Genomic DNA, 20,895 nt, shown 5'->3' on the forward strand with positions numbered 1-20,895 from the left:
GGCCTCTTGGCCAGGTATGCAGGAACGGCATCGAAAATATTCTTCGAATGCATTGGATGCAGCTGAGCTGGAGGCCTTAAATGGCTTTGCTTATCTCTCAATAGCATTGAATTGAATTTTTATAGATCGATTTTGCATACACCGACAACGGAGGTCATCCATGGCCCGTGTTTCCCTTCTCAGCCTGCCGCTGGCCGCGCCACCACTGGAAAACCAGCGCCTCTGGCCCAGCCTGAATCGTCGGCTGTTGCCTTGGTTGCTGCCGATCACCCTGTTCACACTCTGGTGGCTCGCCAGCCGCAATCACTGGATGAGCGAGCAGATCCTGCCGGCGCCGAGCCTGGTCTGGAGCAGCGCACTGGAACTGTCCCAAGGCGAGTTGTGGAGCCACTTGTGGATCAGCCTGCAACGCTTGTTCTGGGGACTGCTGGCCGGGATCAGCGCAGGTGCTGTGTTGGGTGCGGCGCTGGGTTTCAGTCGTCGACTGGAGCGTCTGGTATTTCCAACCTTCGCCGGGTTGGCGCAAGTCCCGACCCTGGCCTGGATTCCGTTGTTCATGGTGTTTTTCGGCATCGGGGAAGTGCTGAAACTGGTGGTGTTGATCAAGGCCATCGTGGTGCCGGTGACCCTGCATGCGCTCGTCGGCGTGCGCGACGCACAACCAAAGCTGCGCGAAGCCGCTGCCGTGTTGCGCTTGCCCAGGCACCTGTTGATCCGCCGTCTGGTGCTGCCTGCCGCGCTGCCGGCATTCATGGCCGGTGTGCGCCTCGCGCTGGCCGCCGGCTGGACTTCACTGCTCGCTGTCGAGCTGCTCGCTTCCAGCGAAGGCATCGGCTACCTGATGGTCTGGGCGCGACAGCTGTTCATGCTCGACATCGTGTTCGTGTGCATCGTGGTGATCGGCTTGATCGGCGTGGCGATGGATCGCGGCATCGGCCTGCTGGACAGGAAACTGGTGCACTGGCCCCACCCGGCCACCGCCGAAATCCGTCGCGGGCCGCGTTATCAAGGTTGGCAGCGATTGCAACCGTGGCTGCTGCCATTGGCGCTTCTGGCCTTGTGGCAACTGGCCTCGGATCAGCAATGGATTGACGCGAACATTCTGGTCAGCCCGCTGGCCGTCCTGCACACCACCTGGAATGGCCTGCTCGACGGCACGCTGATTGGCGGCATGGCCCTGAGCCTGGGCCGAACCCTTGGCGGATTGCTGCTCGGTGGCGGGCTCGGGTTTGCCTTGGGATTGCTGCTGGGGTTGTCGCGCACCAGTGAACGCGTGCTCGGCCCAACCCTCGCCGCTATCCGCCAGATCGCCATTTTCGCCTGGGTGCCGCTGCTCACCGCGTGGTTCGGTCTGGGGGAATTGGCCAAGTGGGTGTTCGTTGCCCTGGCCGCCTTTTTCCCGCTGTTTATCGCCACCCAACGCAGCGTCGCCCACCTGTCGCCGCAACTGAACGAGGCCGCGCAGGTGTTGCGCCTGAATCTGCGCCAGCGCCTCGGTCGACTGGTGCTACCGGGCGCTGCGCCGGGGATTTTTGCAGGGCTTCGGCTGAGCCTGATCTACGCCTGGCTCGGCACCATCGGCGCCGAATATTTCATGCCGTCCAACGGCGGCATCGGCAGCCAGATGATTGGCGCCCAGCAACTGCTGCGTATGGATCTGATCATGGCCGGCATGCTGCTGGTGGGCCTGACCGGTGCCCTGCTCAACCTCATTGGCCAACGCCTGGAAATCCGCGCCACTCGCTGGAGACACGCATGAACGCACCGATTGTCAGCTTCAATCACGTGGGCAAAACCTTCGACGTCGACGGCTTCACACTTGAGGCCATTCGTGAATTCAACCTGGACATCGCCGAGGGCGAGTTCGTCGCCATTGTCGGCTCCAGCGGTTGCGGCAAATCCACTTTGCTGCGGCTGCTGGTGGGCCTCGATACGCAGTTTCGCGGGCAGATCAGCGTGGACGGAAACGCCGTCACCGGCATCGGCGGCGAGCGCGGCATCGTCTTTCAGGAACACCGTTTGTTCCCGTGGCTGAGCGTGGCCGACAACATCGGCCTGGGCCTGGTCAACGAGCCACTCAGCGCGGCACAAAAGCACAAGCGCATCAGCGATTTTATCGAATTGGTGGGTTTGAGCGACTTCGCCCGCGCCTATCCGCACCAGCTCTCCGGCGGCATGGCGCAGCGCGTGGCCATCGCTCGTGGCCTGGTGACCAGCCCACGGATTCTGCTGCTGGACGAGCCCTTCGGCGCCCTCGATGCGCTGACCCGCCAGCAGATGCAGGACGAACTGCTGGCGATCCGCGCCCGGGCAAAAATCACCACCGTGCTAGTCACTCACGATGTCGAAGAAGCGATCTTCCTCGCCGACCGCGTGGTGGTGATGGAGCCGCGTCCGGGGCGGATCAAGCAAGTGGTCGACATTGCCCTGCCCCATCCGCGCCAGCGCAGCAGTTTCGACTTCCACCAGCTGCGCGAAGAACTGCTTCACGAACTCACCAGCGACGATCACTACCAGCCCCCCGTGCCGGTGCAGGTCCGCGATCTGCCGTTGTCCTTCATTGCCTACTGAAAAAGGAAAATCTTGATGCCGCAACGTCCCAACTTTCTAGTGATCCTGGCCGATGACCTGGGCTTTTCCGACCTCGGCGCTTTCGGTGGTGAAATCAACACGCCGAACCTCGATGCATTGGCCAACAATGGCCTGCGCCTGACCGATTTTCACACCGCACCAACCTGCTCGCCGACCCGCTCGATGCTGCTCACCGGCACCGACCACCACATCGCCGGCATCGGCACCATGGCCGAAGCATTGACCCCGGACCTGATCGGCAAACCGGGTTACGAAGGGCATCTGAACGACCGCGTGGTGGCCCTGCCCGAGCTGCTGCGCGAGGCCGGTTATCAGACCTTGATGAGCGGCAAATGGCACCTGGGCCTGACCGCAGAACGGGCGCCTCACGCCCGGGGTTTCGAGCGTTCGTTTTCGCTGTTGCCCGGCGCCGCCAACCATTACGGCTTCGAGCCGACCTACGATGAAACGACGCCGCGGCTGCTGAAATCCACCCCGGCGCTGTACATCGAAGACGACCAATTCATCGATGAGCTGCCCAAGGATTTCTATTCCTCCGATGCCTTTGGCGACAAGCTGCTGCAATACCTCAAGGAGCGCGACCAGACCCGGCCGTTCTTCGCCTACCTGCCGTTTTCCGCGCCGCACTGGCCATTGCAGGCGCCGGCCGAGGTGGTGGAAAAATACCGCGGGCGCTATGACGCCGGCCCTGAAGTGCTGCGACTTGAGCGCCTGGAAAAACTCAAGAAACTGGGGTTGATCGAGGCCGATGTCGAACCGCATCCGTTGATCCAGCTGACTGCACAGTGGGATGCCCTGAGCGATGAGCAACGGCAAATTTCTGCGCGGGCCATGGAGGTTTACGCGGCGATGGTCGAGCGCATGGACTGGAACATCGGGCGCGTCGTCGATTACTTGCGCCAGCAAGGACAACTGGACAACACCTTCATCCTGTTCATGTCCGATAACGGTGCCGAAGGGGCGTTGCTGGAGGCCTTCCCGAAATTCGGCCCACAGTTGCTGACCTATCTCAACCAGCATTACGACAACAGCCTGGACAACATCGGCCGCGCCAACTCCTACGTCTGGTACGGGCCGAGCTGGGCGCAAGTGGCGACCGCGCCGTCGCGGTTGTTCAAAGCCTTCACCACCGAAGGCGGGATCCGTGTTCCGGCACTGGTGCACTATCCGCAGCTGCCGCTGAAGGGCCAGATCAGCCACGGTTTCGGCACGGTGATGGACATCACACCGACCATTCTGGATCTTGCCGGCGTGCGCCATCCGGGCAAGCAATGGCACGGCAAACCCGTGGCGGAAGTTCGCGGCAAGTCGTGGCTGGGGTTTCTGTCGGGCGAGACGGCGCAAGTGCATGACGAGCACACCGTTACCGGGTGGGAACTGTTTGGGCGACGGGCGATTCGGCAGGGCCAATGGAAGGCGGTGTACATCCCGGGACCGGTGGGGCCGGCGACCTGGCAGCTGTATGACCTGGGCAATGATCCGGGGGAGATTCATGACCTGGCGTCGAGCCAACCGCACAAGCTCAGTGCCTTGATCGAGCATTGGCAGCGGTATGTGGATGAGACTGGGGTGATATTGAGTGAGTCGCCGTTTCAGCCAGACTAAACATTACCCCCTGTGGCGAGGGAGCTTGCTCCCGCTGGGTCGCGAAGCGGCCCCCTTATCCCGAAAACGAAGGGGGCTGCTACGCAGCCCAACGGGAGCAAGCTCCCTCGCCACAAGTACGAGTCAGACTTGAGCGGTTTGTGTCCTAACACCTACCGCCTCTTCCTTGCGCTCAAACCGGTTGGCCCGCGCAAACGTGCCGAAATCATTGAACCGCACACCCATCTCGCGCATCACCTTGTGCCCCACCCGCACGGTCAATTGACGGATGTAGAACGGTTCCTTCACCACAAAGTGATGGATCCCGTGGCTGCTGCCGAAGTTGAAGCAGAACGCCTGCAACGGCCACAGCCACCAGGCGTTCAGCACCTGGCACTGCTGCATCACGTTGCCCGGCTCCACGTCACCGTAGTAGTGCATGTTCGAGCTGATGAAGTGCAGGCAGAACGTGCGCAATACATTCGGGCCGATGATCACCACCGCCGCGATGTCGATCACCTGCATCACCGACAACGTCGTTGCCGACCATTCGATCGGTGCGCCCATCAGATGCGCAATGCCGTTCGCTGCGTGGAAGCCGAGAAACACGTACCAAGTACCCCAATGCATCAGCGCCAGCGGTGCGTAGACCTTCAGGGTGCGCTGGACGATGCTGATCTTTTGCGCCCAGGTCTTGGCCCGCAGCATGCGGATGAACGACGACATCATGTTGTCGCCAATCATCAAGAATCGCGCGATGCCCCATGGTTCGCCATTGGTGATGGCGCGTTCTTCCATGTCGGTTTCAGAGCCCGACACCTTGTGGTGATTGAGGTGCAGATGGCGGCGAATCCACGGGTTGATGGTGCTTGGCCGCGCCAGCCACACCAACCCCATCATCAGGTTGTGCGGCACCTTCCGCTTGCGGAAGTACATGCTGTGGATCAGGTCGTGTTCCAGCTCATGGGTCAACGAGGCGAAAAAAGCGTTGAGCAGCAGGCACGCCCACCATGGCATGTGCCCGCTCACGTAGAGCGCCGCCGAACCGACCATACCGGCGATGGCGAAGGCCAGAATGCCCGCGCCGAGGGCGTCCTGATGCTTGAGAATCGGGTATTGCTCGCGCAACTCGACACCTCTGGCCAGCACCACTTCACGGATATGGGCCGATCGTTGAGCTGCATTCAGTCGTTGGGGGCTTGCAGAAGTACGGTCCATGCTTCCATCCTCTGGTTATTGATGGTTGCATCCTGCCTTGCGAACCCTCGCAACGCGGTAGCCGAGAACGCCAACCTGTTGACTGGAAGCGCCAATCAGCATGACTGAACCGACCTCCCTCGCCAGCTGGACCCGCGCTCTGCGCAAGCAACTCGATGCGTTGGGCATCGACAGCACCGCCCTGTGCCAGCAAGCGGGGCTCGACCCGCAACTGATGGACGACCCGAACGCGCGTTATCCGCTGTCGGGCACCACGCACCTGTGGAATCTGGCGGTGCAGGCCAGCGGCGACCCGGCGATTGGTTTGCGGGTTTCGCGTTTCGTCAGCCCGACTACCTTCCATGCGCTGGGTTATGCGTTGGTCGCCAGCGGCAGCCTGCGGGAAGTGTTCGAGCGCATCGTGCGCTATCACCAGGTAGTCAGCGATGCCCTGGAACTGGAACTGACCCGCGCCGAAGATCGCTACTGTTTCCGCCTGAAAATTCCGATGGGCAACCCGGCCCCGGCCCTCGAGGCCATTGATGCGTTCATGGCGATTTACGTGCGCACCTGCCGCAATCGCCTGGGCCGCGACTACGCACCGCTAGCGACCTACCTGCGCCGCCCTGAGCCGGCAGACGCGCACCAATGGCATAAAGTCTTTCGCTCGCCCGTGCACTTCGGCGCCGACGAAGACCGACTGGAATTCGCCCTCGTCGACTTCGACAGCCACCTGGACGACGCCAACCCGGAACTGGCCGAACACAACGAAACCGTGCTCAAGCGCACCCTGGCGCAACTCAAACCACTGACGTGGGAGCGCAAGGTCCGCGATGCCATTGAAGAACAACTGCCCGAAGGCGAACCCAGCGCCGAACACATCGCCAAGGCCCTGCACCTGAGCCTGCGCAGCCTGCAACGGCACCTGGCCGATGAAGGCTGCAGGTTCGACACGCTGCTCAACGAAAGCCGCGAAAACCTTGCGCTGCTGCACCTGCGTGACCCGCAATGTTCGTTGAGCGAGATCAGTTATCTGCTCGGGTTTGCCGACACCAGCAGCTTCAGCCGCGCGTTCAAGCGCTGGACGGGGATGACGCCTGGGCAGTTTCGGGATGGGTTGCGCTGATCAGCCTTTGACCAGACTGCGCGCAATACCCTCGTTCCACTGCTCCAGCATCGCCTCTCCAACCTCGGCAAAGGCACTGTTTGCCTTTATGTGATGGCCCATCTCGCCCATCGCCATTGCCATCCCATGGATGACCTGTTGCAGCAATTCGTTGCAGCGCCCCTCGGTCAAATTGCAGGCGGAGCGACCAAATCGCATCAGCATTTTGTGCTTGGGCCACGCCTTCGATCCGCCCAATAGCAAAGCCATGCTATCGGTCTTGATGTAGACCGACGTGGTGATGATGTCGTAGGCAGGTGCCAGGCTGATTGGTGCATCGACACCACAGTCTTCGTAAAGAACGCCAAAGTTCTTGAGGTGCGCGTCGCCATTTTTCAGACCCGATGACAGCGTGACGATTTTGAAAAACGACTCCAGTGCCTGATTGAGCAAAGGCGGAGAAACAAAGGCCTTGATCTGCTTGGCCGCACCTTCGTACGAACCATCGTATTTGGCTTTTGATGGCCAGGCATTGAGCACGCAGAAGTCCTCGAACCCCAGGTAACCTTTTTCATTCAGGTCGAAGCGTTCAACGATCAAAAACTTGCCGTGCTCACTGAGTTCAAACTTCGGCACCTCAAGACCCGAATGCAACGCCGCCCGCATGCAGAAATATTCATTGGCAGCGAGCTCCGGGTATTGCTCAGGACGAAAGGCCTTGACCAGATGCGTCGCCCCCCGGTGGGACAATCGATCGATGGTTGACGCGCTGTCACGCACCAGTACCTTCGGCTGTACACCGGAAACGCCTGAGTACTGGCCATAGGTCTGCAAGAGGTCCTCGAACAGACCTTGCGCACCATCATGTACAAGTAAGTCCGCCAGGCTGGTTTCAGGTGGCTGGTCGCCCGGACCCTGGGCCTTTGAAATGCCGACTCTTCCGAGCTGGTGCGGGCCGACGATGGCAAGCATCGAAAAATCGTCAAACCCTCGGACGGCCTTGCTGAAGCGACGAGTCAATTCATCGCGCAGGGCGCCTTCAGGCAGATTCATTTCAAAAACCGGTGGAACGCCCGACTCCCACGCGTAGCTCTCCAGCCGCACCGGCATGGTCAACGAGACGGCGTTTTGTTCGGGCGCGTTTTCGGCGTAGGCAAACACGGTATCAACAGGAGACTGACCACGGCCAAGGACTCCCACCGCACTGTTGGAAACGCTGATAGCCAGTCGATCCTTTTCCTGTGGCTCATCCATGGAAATCCACCTTTTTCAGGGTGTCCAGCGTCGGCCGCTTCGACTGTCGCGGCACGGCAGTCAGCTCATAACCGAAGCCATTGAGGATCGCCTCGACCTTGCGCAGACCAATTTCGGAGAGGGTGTTGTTTTCGATGCCGGAGATCGTCGCCCGGCTCATTCCGTATTGCTGTGCCAGTGTCTGCTGGGAGAGTTTTCTTTCCTTGCGTAAGGTTCGGATCAGCTTGCCAAGGTTTTCCATTTCACCACCGCGCATCGTATACAGTGCATAATTTATCAACTTAACGATTATGCATTGTATTTAGTGCAGATCATGATTGAAGTCCAGCTACATTTGCTGACGCCCCCCCTACCGGGCATCAAACCATCGCCAATACCCGCAACCGGGCAGCATCCAGGATTTCGATTTCGCCGTAACTCAGCCCGATGACCCCCTGCCCCTGCAACTCCTTGAGGATCTGGTTGGTGGTCTGGCGTGACAGCGACAACATGGCGGCAAGCTGCTCCTGGGGCAGTTGCAGGACGCGGCGCGGTGGGGCGGTCTCGCCATAGCCTTCGGCGATCATCAGCAAGCGGTGCGCCAGCCGTGCCGGGGCCGGCAACAGGCTCAGTTGTTCGAGGTTGATGAAGGTCATGCGCAATTTCTGGCTCATCAGCAACGCCAGTTGCCGCCAGTGCTGCGGATGCTCATCGAGCAGCGCCAGCAAGGTGTTCTGGGGGATGTGCAGCAGCGTGCACTGGCCCGCGCCGTAGGCATCGTGGGTGCGCGGCTGACCGTCGAACAGGCAGATTTCGCCGAACCAGTGCGGCGGCTCCACCAGGCTCAGCAATGCTTCCTTGCCCTGCTCGCTCACGGCACCGACGCGCACCGCGCCTTCAAGCACCGCGTACAGGCCGCAGGGCGGATCGCCACGTTTGAACAGCCGCTGACCCGGTGACAGGCGCCGCAGCCTGGCCGCCGACAGCAGGCTATCCTGAAGGGAAACAGGCAAATGGCTGAACCACTGACCGCTCATCAGGCGTGGACGCCAGACCTGCATATCCATGAAAACTCCTAGAGATTGTCGCCTGGCTGACAGAGCGGGAAGTGACCCCCGGGGCATGATCAATCACCCCACAGGAGAACAACAATGAAAAACCTCGTCGACCACCTCAGTCAATACGCCGCCTACCACCGTGACCCGCGCAACATCGCCTCGCACTTTATCGGCATTCCGCTGATCGTGGTGGCCGTCGCGGTGTTGCTGTCGCGGCCCGAATGGTCGCTGGGCGGCGTGTGGATGTCACCGGCGGTGCTCGTCTCACTGGCATCGGCATGGTTTTACCTGCGCCTGGAGTTGCGCCTGGGCGTGTTGATGACGGTATTGCTCGGTCTGTCGGTGTGGGCAGGCCATGCGCTGGCGCAGCAAAGCACGCTGGTCTGGCTGGGCAGCGGCGTGGCGATGTTCGTGATCGGCTGGGCGATCCAGTTTGTCGGCCATCACTACGAAGGGCGCAAACCGGCATTTGTCGATGACGTGACCGGGTTGATTGTCGGGCCGTTGTTCGTGGTGGCCGAGCTGGCGTTCATGCTGGGGATGCGGCATGACCTGAAAGAGCAGATTGAGGCGCGGGCGGGTGAGGTGCGGGTCAATCCGAAGCGTGCGGCTGTTTAGATTGCAATCGCGAGCAAGCCCGCTCCCACAGGAGATCTATGGAGTACATAGAATCCCTGTGAGAGCGAGCCTGCTCGCGAAGCTTTTGCTTTAGATGTTGGCAACCTTCTGCCAGACCTTCGGCTTGAAGAACAGCGTCTCGCCCTTCGCCAACCCGACCAGACTGTCGTGATCCTTGACCACTTCGGCTTCGATCAGATCGCTCTGCCCTTCGACCTTCAACGTCACCCGCGTCGTCGCGCCCAGCGGTCGAATATCGCGCACTTCAGCCGCGTGGTGGTCTTCCAGTTCATGGCGTGACAGCGACACCTCGTGCGGGCGGAACAGCACGTGCTTGTCTTCGCCCAGGTGCAATCGGTTCGAATCACCGAGGAAGTGATAGACGAAATCGCTGGCGGGGTTTTCGTAAACGTCACCCGGTGAACCGATCTGCTCGATCACACCCTTGTTCATCACCACGATACGGTCCGCGACTTCCATCGCTTCTTCCTGGTCGTGGGTCACGAACACCGAGGTCAGGTTGATGTCTTCGTGCAGGCGCGCCAACCAGCGGCGCAACTCTTTACGGACCTTGGCGTCGAGGGCGCCGAAAGGCTCGTCGAGCAGCAGCACTTTCGGCTCCACCGCCAGCGCTCGGGCCAGGGCAATGCGCTGGCGCTGACCGCCGGAGAGTTGCTCCGGGTAGCGATCCGACAACCAGTCCAGTTGCACCATGTTCAGCAGTTCGTGAACCTTGGTTGCGATCTGACTTTCGCTCGGACGCTGGTTTTTCGGCTTCATGCGCAGGCCGAACGCTACGTTGTCAAACACCGTCATGTGGCGGAACAGGGCGTAGTGCTGGAACACAAAACCGACGTTGCGATCACGCACGTCGTGGCCGGAAACGTCTTCACCGTGGAACACGATGTTGCCCTGGTCCGGGGTCTCCAGTCCGGCGATGATCCGCAGCAGCGTGGTCTTGCCGCAGCCCGACGGACCGAGCAACGCGACAAGTTCGCCGCTCTGGATGTCCAGGCTGATGTTGTCCAGCGCCTTGAAGGCATGGAAGTTCTTGCTGACGTTACGCACTTCGATCGACATGAATTATTCCTCCGCGGCGCTGGCGCGCAGGCGGTTAATACGGTTTTCGCTCCACTGCTTGAGCAGCAGGATGAAGAGCGCCAGGATCAGCAACAGGCTCGCCACGGCGAACGCGGCCACGTGGTTGTATTCGTTGTAGAGGATCTCCACGTGCAATGGCAGGGTGTTGGTCACCCCGCGAATGTGCCCGGAAACCACCGACACCGCACCGAACTCCCCCATGGCCCGCGCGGTACACAACACCACGCCGTAGATCAGGCCCCATTTGATGTTGGGCACAGTGACGTGCCAGAACATCTGCCAGCCGTTGGCCCCGAGCAAGCGCGCAGCTTCCTCTTCCTGAGTGCCTTGTTCCTGCATTAGCGGGATCAGTTCACGGGCCACGAACGGCACGGTGACGAAAATCGTCGCCAGCACGATGCCCGGCAGGGCGAAGACGATCTGGATGTCGTGATCCTGCAACCACGGCCCAAACAGGCCCTGGGCGCCGAACATCAGCACATAGACCAGACCGGCGATCACCGGCGACACCGAGAACGGCAGGTCGATCAGTGTCACCAGCATGCTCTTGCCGCGGAACGAGTACTTGCTCACGCACCATGCGGCGCTGACACCGAACACCAGGTTCAACGGCACCGAAATCAGCACGGCGATGACCGTGAGCTTCAGCGCCGACAGCGCGTCCGGCTCAAAGATCGCGGTGAAAAACGCCCCGAGGCCGAGCTTCAGGCCCTGGGACACCACGATGAACAGCGGCAACAACAGGAACAGCGCAAAAATCAGCCAGCCAAGGCCGATCAGGATTCGCCGCGAAGTCGCACTGCCACGACGGGCAGCGTTAGAGGAAGCGGCAGCAATAGACGATTGGGACATGGGTGCGCCTCCTTATGGGGTTTCGATGCGCCGCTGCAACAAGTTGATCAGCAGCAACAGGACGAAGGAAACCACCAGCATCAGTACACCAATGGAGGTAGCGCCGGTGTAATCGTATTGGTCGAGCTTGACCATGATCAGCAGCGGCAGAATCTCGGTTTTCATCGGCATGTTGCCGGCGATGAAAATCACCGAACCGTACTCGCCGACCCCACGGGCAAAGGCCAGAGCGAAACCGGTCAGCCATGCCGGAAGCAGTGCCGGCAACAGGATATGGCGGAAAACCTGCAAGGGTTTTGCTCCCAGGCACGCTGCCGCTTCTTCCACTTCACGGGGGATATCCGCCAATACTGGCTGTACGGTACGTACTACGAATGGAAGTGTCACAAAAGTGAGGGCAAGGGTGATGCCCAGAGGGGTGTAGGCGATCTTGAAACCCAGATCCGCTGCAAACTGACCGACCAGACCGGTAGGGGTGTACAACGCCGTCAGTGCAATACCGGCCACCGCCGTGGGTAACGCGAACGGCAAGTCGATCATTGCATCGATCACTTTTCGTCCAGGGAAGGTATAGCGCACTAATACCCAGGCCAACAGCGTGCCGATGATGCCGTTGATGATCGCGGCACACAGGGCGGTGCCGAAGCTGAGCTTCAACGCCGCCAGCACCCGTGGCGCCGAGATGATTGCCCAGAACTGATCCCAGGTGAGTTGAGCGGCATGCACGAACATTGCCGCCAGTGGTATGAGCACAATCAGGCTGAGGTACACCAAGGTGTAGCCCAGCGTCAGCCCGAAGCCGGGTATGACGGGGGAGATACGACGCGACATAAAAGTCCTTGGTTGAGAACGCACTGAGCCCCGGAGGTGAATCCGGGGCTCGTTGATGGCTATTTAAGATTACTGCGCCTGATAGATCTGGTCGAACACGCCCCCGTCATTGAAGAATTTCGGCTGTGCGGTTTTCCAGCCGCCGAAGTCCTTGTCGATGCTCACCAGCTCCAGTTTCGGGAACTGCTGGGCGTACTTGGCGGCCACATCCTTGTCACGTGGACGATAGAAGTTCTTCGCCGCGATTTCCTGGCCGGCCGGGCTGTACAGGTGCTTGAGGTAGGCCTCGGCGATCTGCTCGTTGCCCTTTTTCTCGGCGTTCTTGTCGACCACCGCCACCGGTGGCTCGGCGAGAATCGACAGCGAAGGCACGACGATATCGAACTTGTCGGCGCCGCCCTCTTCTTTCAGGGCCAGGAAGGCTTCGTTTTCCCAGGCCAGCAATACGTCGCCCTGACCGTTGTTGACGAAGGTAATGGTCGAGCCGCGAGCGCCGGTGTCCAGCACTGGCACGTGCTTGAACAGGGTTTGTACGTATTCCTTGGCCTTGGCTTCGTCGCCGCCATTGGCTTTCAGGCCATAGGCCCACGCCGCAAGGAAGTTCCAGCGCGCACCGCCAGATGTTTTCGGGTTCGGCGTGATCACCGAGACGTCATTCTTGACCAGGTCGCCCCAGTCCTTGATGCCTTTAGGGTTGCCCTTGCGCACCAGGAACACGATGGTCGAGGTGTAAGGCGTGCTCGCTTCCGGCAGGCGTTTTTGCCAGTCGGCCGGCAGGGATTTGCCGAGCTTGGCGATTTCGTCGATATCACCAGCCAGGGCCAGGGTCACGACGTCGGCCCGCAGGCCATCGATCACCGCCCGGCCTTGCTTGCCCGAACCGCCGTGGGATTGCTGGACCTTCACGGTGTCGCCTGCGTGATCTTTCTGCCAGAACTTGATGAACTCGGCGTTGTAATCCTGGTACAGCTCGCGGGTCGGGTCGTACGACACGTTGAGCAGCTCGTAGTCCTTGGCAACGGCGGAACCGGCAAAAAGGGCGCTGGCCAGGGCGGCCAAAGCGAAATAACGAATCGACGACATGGTGAAAGCTCCTGGAATTCTTGGTGTGTTGGCTTTTTCTTATGGGATATTGCGTTGCCTGATTCGCCTCAGCCCGGCTTGTTGCCCGGCTGCTGCAAACGGAATTTTTCTTTGCGCTCGATCTGCACCACCTGGGCGTTGTGCACGGTGATTTCCACGGCGCCAAAGCGCAGATCGCGCAGGGCACTCTGGATTTCACGCAGGATGGTGGCTTCGTCTTGACCGTCGACGCTACGCAGGGATGCGCTCATATTGCTGCTCCTTCAACTGAGAGGTTGCCTCGCAGTGTCGGCACTGCTTGCGGCTTGAGAGCAATACTAGAGAGGTGTTGATATTCTTAAAAAGACTATTTAAGAATGTTTATATAACCAGAAGAGATTACTTGAAGGGACAAGGGCTTGAGGTGAATCACCCTCTTTCAGACACACCAAAAACCTGTGGGAGTGAGCTTGCTCCTACAGGGATTTTGTAAATCAGGCGATGACCGGGGCATGAGCCCAATCCAGCTGCAGCGCCGGCACCGGCCGCCCGAACCAGTAACCCTGACCCAGATCACACCCCTGCTCGAGGAGGAAAGCCGCCTGTTCGACCTGCTCGATCCCCTCGGCATGCACCTGCATGCCCATGCTTTGCGCCAGGGCAATGATCACCCGTGAAATCGCCGCATCATCTTCATCCCATGGCAACCCGGCCACGAAGCCCTGGTCGATTTTCAACTTTTGCACCGGCAGACGCTTGAGTCGCAGCAGAGATGAGTAACCCGTGCCGAAGTCGTCGATGGCCAGGCGCACACCCAACTCGCGCAGGCGATGCATCTGCTCCAGTGCGACTTCCGGGTCATCCATCACCGCGCTTTCAGTGACTTCCAGCTCCAGAAACGCCGGTTCCAGCCCGGTTTCGCGCAAGACCTGCGCCACCTGCTGGTACAGCTCACGACGGGCGAACAGACGCGAAGAAACGTTGACCGCGACGAACGACAACACCACCCCCTCCTGCTGCCACTGGCACATCTGCCGGCATGCCTGCGCCATGACCCAGGCATCGATTTCAGCAATCAGACCGGTTCGTTCGGCGACCGGAATGAATTCCGCCGGCGACACCAGGCCCCGCTGCGGGTGCTGCCAACGCACCAGTGCCTCGACGCCAATCAGGCGACGGGTCTTGAGGTCGTGAACCGGCTGGTAATGGACCCGCAGCTCTTGCCGGTCCAGGGCGCGGCGCAATTCGAAGGCGATCTCGACCCGTTGCTGGGCGTGGGCCGTCAGCTCTTCGGTGTACAGGGCATAATCATTGCGCCCCGTGCTCTTGGCCTTGAACAGTGCAGAGTCGGCATTACGCAACAGTTGCTCGACGCTCAAGGCATCGCTGGGGAACAGACTGATGCCGATGCTGGTGTTGATGAACAATTGATGGTCATCGATTGAGAAGGGTGCTTTGAGGCCGTCGATGATCCGCTGGGCCAACGCAGCGGCCTGAACCAGTTGCGGACAGCTTTCGGCGAGCACGGCGAATTCATCTCCGCCCAGCCTGGCCAGGGTGATGCCCGGGCCGAACATGGCGCCCAGGCGCTCGGCCACAGCTTTGAGCAACTGGTCGCCAATGGTGTGCCCGAGGCTGTCGTTGATCATCTTGAAGTGATCGAGATCGATCATCAGCAGCGCGCAGCCACGCTTGTGGACCTGTGCCGAGGCCAGGGCCTGTTCGGCGCGGTCGGTGAACAGCAGGCGGTTCGGCAGGTCGGTCAGCGGATCGTGGTGCGCCAGGTGCATCAGCTCGTGTTCGGAGTTCTTGATTGCACTGATGTCGGTAAACACCGCCACATATTGGCTCGGCCGGCCGAAATCGTCGTGGATCAGGCGGATCGTTTGCCATTGCGGGTAAATCTCGCCGCTTTTGCGCCGGTTCCAGATTTCCCCACTCCACTCCCCGACACTGGCGAGCGTGGCAAACATCACCTGATAGAACTCAGGGGAATGCCGCCCGGACTTGAACAGATTGGGCCGCTGCCCCAGCACGTCCTCACACCCGTAACCGGTGATTTCCATAAACGCCCGGTTCACATGGACGATCACGCCTTCCCGATTGGTGACCAGCACGCCTTCGCGGGTGCAGTCGAACACGGCCGCTGCCTGGCGCAAGCGCATGCGGTCGGCATCGCGTTCACGCAGCTTGGCGCCGATACCCAGACACCGCAGCAACCGCGCACGGGCAATGAAGATCAACCCGGCGCTGAACAACACCCAGACATAACCGTTGATCAGTTGCCATCGCAGTCGCTCGGCAGAGCTATCGAAGAAACTGTTCAATAAATAGCCACTGATCTGCAGCCAAACCACAGAAAGCAACAGATAGAGCAGCGTTGCGCGCAAGGCATCGCGATAGGTGGCAGACATCCGGCGATCCTTGTCCCTACAAATAGGTTGGAATTATAGTTTAAAGACACATCCAGCCACTCTTATCTGAAAGGCCGACTGGTTTTCTGTGTGGGCTTAGTGATAATGCAACGGCTGTTTTTTCTTTATCGAGGGCCCTACAGCCTATGTGGTACGAAGGTTTTCTTGGCTTGTCGCCCTGGTCGCTGGTAGCAGTCACCCTGCTGATGACCCACGTCACGATCATCGCCGTCACGGTCTATCTGCATCGTTACTCCGCCCATCGCTCCCTGGAGCTGAATGGGGGGCTCAAGCATTTCTTCCGTTTCTGGCTGTGGCTGACCACGGCGCAGAACACCCGCGAGTGGACCGCCATCCACCGCAAGCATCACGCCAAATGCGAAACCGTCGATGATCCGCACAGCCCGGTCATCAAGGGCTTGTCCACGGTGCTGCGCAAAGGCGCCGAGTTGTACCGCGCCGAAGCGGAAAACCCCGAGACCCTGCGCATCTACGGCAAGAACTGCCCCGAAGACTGGATCGAGCGCAACCTCTACAGCCGCTACCCGCTGCTGGGCATCGCGATCATGGGCGTTATCGACCTGCTGCTGTTCGGCACCATCGGCATCACCATCTGGGCCATCCAGATGATGTGGATCCCGGTGTGGGCTGCCGGCGTGGTCAATGGCCTGGGCCATGCCATCGGCTATCGCAACTTCGAATGCCGCGATGCGGCGACCAACCTGGTGCCGTGGGGCATCCTGATTGGTGGCGAAGAACTGCATAACAACCATCACACCTACCCTAACTCGGCAAAATTGTCGGTGAAGAAGTGGGAATTCGACCTGGGCTGGGCGTGGATTCAAGTCTTCAGCTTCCTGCGCCTGGCCAAGGTTCAACGGGTTGCGCCGATTGCCCATCGCGTCGAAGGCAAGGGCAACCTGGACATGGACACCGCCATGGCGATCCTCAACAACCGCTTCCAGATCATGGCCCAGTACCGCAAATTGGTGATCGGCCCGCTGGTCAAGCAAGAGCTGGAAAAGGTCGATCACTCGGTACGTCACCAGTTCCACCGGGCCAAACGCCTGCTTTCGCGGGAGACCAGCCTGCTGGATGACAAACACCACGTGCGCATCCAGAACATGCTCGAGCACAGTCAGGCGCTGAAGGTAATTTACGAGAAACGCCTGGCCCTGCAGCAGATCTGGGTCAAGACCAGCTCAAATGGTCACGACATGCTGGCGGCCATCAAGGACTGGATACACGAAGCCGAAGCCAGCGGGATTCAGTCCCTGCGAGAATTCGCCGATCAGTTGAAGACCTACTCGCTGCGTCCTGCCGCTGTCTGAAAAAACCTGTGGGAGCGGGCTTGCTCGCTCCCACAGGGTTATGTGGTGTGACTGTAATATCGCGCCATCAGTACCGCCCGGCGGGAGCCAGCTCCCTCGCCACGAAAGGCGGGAACTTCATCTGAAAAGCCCTATCTCAAAGACACTTCGCCATCCCCGGCGGGCTTGATGTTGGCCGCGATCGCGCGCGGCATGCCCTTTGAGATTTGTGTCGATGGCCCAAAAGAACCTGCAAGACTCATCTCCGTCACATTGGCCCGAGGCCGCGCAGACCCTGATAGCGCTGATGCACGCCCAAGGCGAAGTCGCACGCCTGAGCGAACGCGATCAGTTGTTCAACACCTTGCTGATGAGCGTCAACGCGGTGCTGTGGGCATTCGATTGGGAAACCCGCCAGGTGCTTTACGTCAGCCCCGCCTACGAACGGATCTTTGGCCGTTCGGCTGATCTGCTGCTGGCCGACTGCAATCAATGGCGCGACAGCATTTACCCTGACGACCTGGACTATGCCGAACGCAGCCTGGCCGAAGCGCTGGACAAAGGCGCCGTCGAAGATCGCGAGTATCGAATCATTGCCGCCGATGGCCAAGTGCGCTGGCTCAGCGACAAATGCTATGTCAACCGCCAGGCCGAGCCGGGGCAGCCGGTGATCATCGTCGGCATCGCCGAAGACATCACCGACAAGAAGCGGATGGAAACCGAGCTGCATCGCCTGGCCACCACTGACGCCCTGACCCAGAGCAGCAATCGCCGGCATTTCTTCGAATGCGCCCATCGCGAGTTCGCACACGCCCGGCAACGGGGCGAGCCGCTGTCGTTCCTGATGCTGGACATCGATGACTTCAAAATCATCAACGACACCTACGGTCACCAGGAAGGCGACAACGTGTTGCAACGCATCGCCGAAAGCGGCCGCGCGGCGTTTCGCCGTGGCGACCTGTTCGGACGCATTGGCGGTGAGGAGTTCGTAGCGGTGTTTCCCGGCTGTACGCCGCAGATGGCCCTGCAAGTGGCGGAACGCTTGCACCAGCAGATTCAGCGATTGCGTTTCACCCATGAAGGCCAGACGTTCGGCATCACCGTCAGCCAGGGCCTGACCAGCCTGACCGCCACGGACGAAAACGTGGAGAGCCTGTTTTCCCGGGCGGATGCCGCGATGTATCAGGCCAAGCGCGAGGGCAAGAACCGGATTGTCACTGCCTGACAGGCCACCACAGGGAATCGCGTTCGCCCTCATTTCTTGCGCAAACGCATCAACTCCGGCAAGCCGATCTTGAGCAACCGCGCCGTCCGGCTCTTCGCCAGCTCCTCGATGCCCTCATGCTCGGTCAGACGCGCCATCTGCGCCGCCATGTTCATCACCAGCGCTTCGCGGGAGTAAACCCCGCCACCGAGCTGGTAGACCGCCGCAATCAGTTCCCGCAACTCCAGTGGCAGGCGCCAGCGCGTGCGCAGGGCCGAACCATAGGCCGCGCCAAATTCAACCAGCGCTTCGCCCACTTCCTCCAGCTCGTCCAGTTCGCCACCGGCCTGCTTCCATTCCTGCAAACAGCGCAGCAACGCCAGATCGCCGAGACGATGCAACATGCCGGCGCAATAGCAGCGCTCCTGATCCAGATCGAGCAAGCGCGCCAGAGTGCGCGCGTATTCGGCGGTGTGCAGTGACAGATCCCAATAACGCTCGGCATAGTCGGCCAATTGCGGGTCACTGAGCCGAGCACTGCGTTTGAGCGCCAGCCCGAGAATCAGGTTCATGCTCTGCCCGGTGCCCAGGCGATGCAGCGCCTGGGACAGGGTTTGCACAGCTGCGCCGTGGTGCTGGGCCGCACTGTTGGCAGCGGCGATCAGCACGGCCGTGACCTGCGGATCGGTGCGGATTTCGTCTTCCAGCACCGTCAGGTCGAGGCCATTGGGATTGAGGCTGCGCTTGACCGCCACTTGTACGTCGGTCATCAGCGGCGCGCCGTCGGCCAACTCCCGGCGACGCTCCAGAAACACCGACAACGTCATGCCCGGTGCCAGCGACGGCACCTCGCACGAGACTTCTTCGCCAGCGTTCAGCAGCAACCCCTGCAACCGATGGGTCAGGCTTTCCATATTCAGGGGTTTGGTCAGGTACGCGGCCGGCGCCAGCGGCAAGGCCTCGCGCACGCTGGCACTGTCGTTGCGACTACTCATGAGGATGAAGGGCAGCGGCGGGTTGCGTTTGCGCTGACGGATATTGCGCAGGACATTCAGGCCATCGACGCCGGGCAACTCCCAGTCGGCGATGACCAGGTCATAGGGGTTGGCGGCCAATAGCTCCAGCGCTTGCTGGCCATCGGCGCACAAATCCAGCCGCGCATCGCAGCGTACATTCAACAACACTTCCTTGAGCAAATCCCGGGACCAGGGGTCGGCCTCGGCAATCAGGACTCTTGGAACGGCGGGTAAAATGACAGTTGTCATACAGCTCTCCCTGGCAATGCAGGAACCTTAGCCAATGCTGGCCATTCGATACAGCGCTATTGCGCGGGATCTGTTTCAAGGGGCATAAAAAAACCCGCCGAAGCGGGTTTTTTGTGGATCAGGTCACACTGGGGATCAGAGCTCGGAGAAGCACTCTTCGATGATCGCCAGGCCTTTGTCCAGTTGCTCGTCCGGCGAGGTCAGCGGTACCAGGACGCGCAGAACGTTGCCGTAGGTGCCGCAGGACAGCAGGATCAGACCCTTGTCGCGAGCCTTGGCCACAACGGACGCCACGGCTGCGGCGTTCGGCTTGTGGCTGTCGCCGTTTTCGAACAGCTCGACAGCGATCATCGCGCCCAGGGCACGGACTTCACCGATCACCGGGTACTTGGCCTGGATGGCCTTCAGGCCGGTTACCAGACGCTCGCCAACAGCCTTGCAACGATCCAGCAGGTGCTCTTCTTCGAACACTTCCATCACGGCCAGGGCCGCGGCGCAAGCGATCGGGCTACCGGCGTAGGTGCCGCCCAGGCCGCCTGGAGCGATGGCGTCCATGTATTCGGCCTTGCCGCACACACCGGCCAGCGGGAAGCCGCCAGCGATGGATTTGGCGAAGGTGGTCAGGTCGGCAGCAACGCCCATCTGTTCCATGGCGAAGAAAGTACCGGTACGGCCAGCGCCAGTCTGTACTTCGTCAGCGATCAGCAGGATGCCGTGCTGGTCGCACAGGGCACGCAGACGCTTCATGAATTCTTTCGGAGCGACGTAGAAACCACCTTCGCCCTGAACCGGCTCGATGATGATCGCGGCGATGTCTTTCGGCTCGGCGTCGTTCTTGAAGATGCGTTCGATGGAAGCGATCGAGTCGTCGATGCTCACACCGTGCAGTTCGTTCGGGTACAGCGCGCGGAAGATGCCGCCTGGCATCAGGCCCATGCCGGCCGAGTAAGGCACGACTTTACCGGTCAGGCCCAGGGTCATCATGGTGCGACCGTGGTAGGCGCCGGTGAAGGCGATCACGCCGGCACGGCCAGTGGCGGCACGGGCGATCTTGATGGAGTTTTCCACGGCTTCGGAGCCGGTGGTCACCAGCAGGGTTTTCTTTTCGAAATCACCTGGGACCTTGGCGTTGATTTTTTCGCACACTTCCACGTACGGCTCGTAGGCCAGAACCTGGAAGCAGGTGTGGGTCAGCTTGTTCAGCTGCTCGGTCACGGCGGCGATGATTTTCGGGTGCACGTGGCCGGTGTTCAGCACGGCGATACCGCCGGCGAAGTCGATGAACTCACGACCTTCAACGTCGGTTACGGTCGCGTTCTTCGCGGATTCGGCGAAGATCGGGTGAATCTGGCCAACACCACGTGGAACAGCAGCGGTACGGCGGGCCATCAAAGAAGCGTTAGTCTTGCTCATACATTCCTCATTCACCGCTCATCGGGCGGCGTGGTTCAAGGATAAAGCGACGGGGA

At 60.4% G+C, this 20,895-nt stretch carries 19 protein-coding genes; 7 read left to right on the plus strand and 12 right to left on the minus strand.

All coding sequences use genetic code 11. From position 1 onward, the window contains the following. Positions 1-160: 160 nt before the first annotated feature. The 3 genes from KGB07_RS11010 to KGB07_RS11020 are packed head-to-tail and all read left to right on the plus strand — an operon-like array spanning position 161 to position 4,197. Positions 161-1,759 carry an ABC transporter permease gene (locus KGB07_RS11010; protein WP_223465393.1) on the plus strand — a complete coding sequence of 533 codons (1,599 nt, stop codon included), beginning with the start codon at positions 161-163 and terminating at the stop codon, positions 1,757-1,759. After that, a complete protein-coding gene (locus KGB07_RS11015) occupies positions 1,756-2,571 on the plus strand; it encodes an ABC transporter ATP-binding protein (protein WP_223465395.1) in 816 nt (271 codons plus the stop codon). Before KGB07_RS11010 ends, KGB07_RS11015 begins: the two co-directional genes overlap by 4 nt. Positions 2,572-2,586: 15 nt before the next feature. After that, positions 2,587-4,197, plus strand: a complete 1,611-nt coding sequence (locus tag KGB07_RS11020; RefSeq protein ID WP_223465396.1) for an arylsulfatase — start codon at positions 2,587-2,589, stop codon at positions 4,195-4,197. A gap of 123 nt (positions 4,198-4,320) precedes the next feature. On the opposite strand, the gene KGB07_RS11025 is transcribed toward KGB07_RS11020, so the two are convergent. Further along, entirely contained in the window at positions 4,321-5,394 is a 1,074-nt protein-coding gene (locus KGB07_RS11025; protein ID WP_223465397.1) for a fatty acid desaturase, read from the minus strand. 100 nt (positions 5,395-5,494) lie between these two features. Here KGB07_RS11025 and KGB07_RS11030 point away from each other — a divergent pair, with 100 nt between their 5' ends. Continuing rightward, complete coding sequence (locus KGB07_RS11030) at positions 5,495-6,499, plus strand: AraC family transcriptional regulator (protein WP_223465398.1); 1,005 nt, start codon at positions 5,495-5,497, stop codon at positions 6,497-6,499. Here KGB07_RS11030 and KGB07_RS11035 read toward each other — a convergent pair whose 3' ends face one another. The 3 genes from KGB07_RS11035 to KGB07_RS11045 all read right to left on the minus strand — a co-directional run bounded on the left by KGB07_RS11035 (position 6,500) and on the right by KGB07_RS11045 (position 8,778). Next, a complete protein-coding gene (locus tag KGB07_RS11035; protein WP_223465399.1) occupies positions 6,500-7,732 on the minus strand; it encodes a type II toxin-antitoxin system HipA family toxin in 1,233 nt (410 codons plus the stop codon). Further along, a complete protein-coding gene (locus KGB07_RS11040; RefSeq protein ID WP_046040887.1) occupies positions 7,725-7,973 on the minus strand; it encodes a helix-turn-helix domain-containing protein in 249 nt (82 codons plus the stop codon). The genes KGB07_RS11035 and KGB07_RS11040 overlap by 8 nt, the downstream gene beginning before the upstream one ends. 118 nt (positions 7,974-8,091) lie before the next feature. Then, positions 8,092-8,778 (minus strand): Crp/Fnr family transcriptional regulator, encoded by a 687-nt coding sequence (locus KGB07_RS11045; RefSeq protein ID WP_046040730.1) that lies wholly within the window; start codon positions 8,776-8,778, stop codon positions 8,092-8,094. A gap of 84 nt (positions 8,779-8,862) precedes the next feature. Between KGB07_RS11045 and KGB07_RS11050 the strand changes: the two genes are divergently transcribed. After that, positions 8,863-9,387 carry a DUF962 domain-containing protein gene (locus KGB07_RS11050; RefSeq protein WP_046040729.1) on the plus strand — a complete coding sequence of 175 codons (525 nt, stop codon included), beginning with the start codon at positions 8,863-8,865 and terminating at the stop codon, positions 9,385-9,387. A 90-nt stretch (positions 9,388-9,477) separates the two neighbouring features. Here the strand turns inward: KGB07_RS11050 and KGB07_RS11055 are convergent, their stop codons facing one another. The 6 genes from KGB07_RS11055 to dibA form a co-directional block, all read right to left on the minus strand. After that, positions 9,478-10,467 carry a sulfate/molybdate ABC transporter ATP-binding protein gene (locus KGB07_RS11055; RefSeq protein ID WP_046040728.1) on the minus strand — a complete coding sequence of 330 codons (990 nt, stop codon included), beginning with the start codon at positions 10,465-10,467 and terminating at the stop codon, positions 9,478-9,480. 3 nt (positions 10,468-10,470) lie between these two features. Next, entirely contained in the window at positions 10,471-11,340 is an 870-nt protein-coding gene (gene cysW / locus KGB07_RS11060; protein WP_007972954.1) for a sulfate ABC transporter permease subunit CysW, read from the minus strand. A gap of 12 nt (positions 11,341-11,352) precedes the next feature. Further along, on the minus strand, positions 11,353-12,171 hold the full coding sequence (gene cysT, locus KGB07_RS11065; RefSeq protein WP_007972956.1) for a sulfate ABC transporter permease subunit CysT: 819 nt from the start codon (positions 12,169-12,171) through the stop codon (positions 11,353-11,355). Positions 12,172-12,240: 69 nt separating this feature from the next. After that, positions 12,241-13,254, minus strand: coding sequence for a sulfate ABC transporter substrate-binding protein (locus KGB07_RS11070; RefSeq protein ID WP_046040726.1), 1,014 nt, complete (start codon positions 13,252-13,254; stop codon positions 12,241-12,243). 68 nt (positions 13,255-13,322) lie between these two features. Continuing rightward, the gene (oscA, locus tag KGB07_RS11075) at positions 13,323-13,505 is read right to left on the minus strand and encodes a sulfur starvation response protein OscA (RefSeq protein ID WP_007975618.1); all 183 of its coding nucleotides are present in this window, start codon (positions 13,503-13,505) and stop codon (positions 13,323-13,325) included. Between the two features lie 222 nt (positions 13,506-13,727). Beyond that, positions 13,728-15,647: a phosphodiesterase DibA gene (gene dibA, locus KGB07_RS11080; RefSeq protein WP_223465401.1), complete on the minus strand. Its 1,920-nt coding sequence runs from the start codon at positions 15,645-15,647 to the stop codon at positions 13,728-13,730. A gap of 146 nt (positions 15,648-15,793) precedes the next feature. Between dibA and desA the strand changes: the two genes are divergently transcribed. Together desA and KGB07_RS11090 are read left to right on the plus strand one after the other, a co-directional pair. Continuing rightward, positions 15,794-16,978: a delta-9 fatty acid desaturase DesA gene (desA, locus tag KGB07_RS11085; protein ID WP_046040722.1), complete on the plus strand. Its 1,185-nt coding sequence runs from the start codon at positions 15,794-15,796 to the stop codon at positions 16,976-16,978. A 214-nt stretch (positions 16,979-17,192) separates the two neighbouring features. Further along, on the plus strand, positions 17,193-18,182 hold the full coding sequence (locus KGB07_RS11090; protein ID WP_223465402.1) for a GGDEF domain-containing protein: 990 nt from the start codon (positions 17,193-17,195) through the stop codon (positions 18,180-18,182). A 29-nt stretch (positions 18,183-18,211) separates the two neighbouring features. Here the strand turns inward: KGB07_RS11090 and KGB07_RS11095 are convergent, their stop codons facing one another. Next, positions 18,212-19,426 carry a response regulator gene (locus KGB07_RS11095; RefSeq protein ID WP_223465403.1) on the minus strand — a complete coding sequence of 405 codons (1,215 nt, stop codon included), beginning with the start codon at positions 19,424-19,426 and terminating at the stop codon, positions 18,212-18,214. Positions 19,427-19,561: 135 nt separating this feature from the next. Next, positions 19,562-20,839: a 4-aminobutyrate--2-oxoglutarate transaminase gene (gene gabT, locus KGB07_RS11100; protein WP_223465404.1), complete on the minus strand. Its 1,278-nt coding sequence runs from the start codon at positions 20,837-20,839 to the stop codon at positions 19,562-19,564. Positions 20,840-20,895: the final 56 nt, after the last annotated feature.

Source organism: Pseudomonas sp. GL-RE-26, assembly GCF_019956275.1.
GTDB lineage: Bacteria > Pseudomonadota > Gammaproteobacteria > Pseudomonadales > Pseudomonadaceae > Aquipseudomonas > Aquipseudomonas grandcourensis.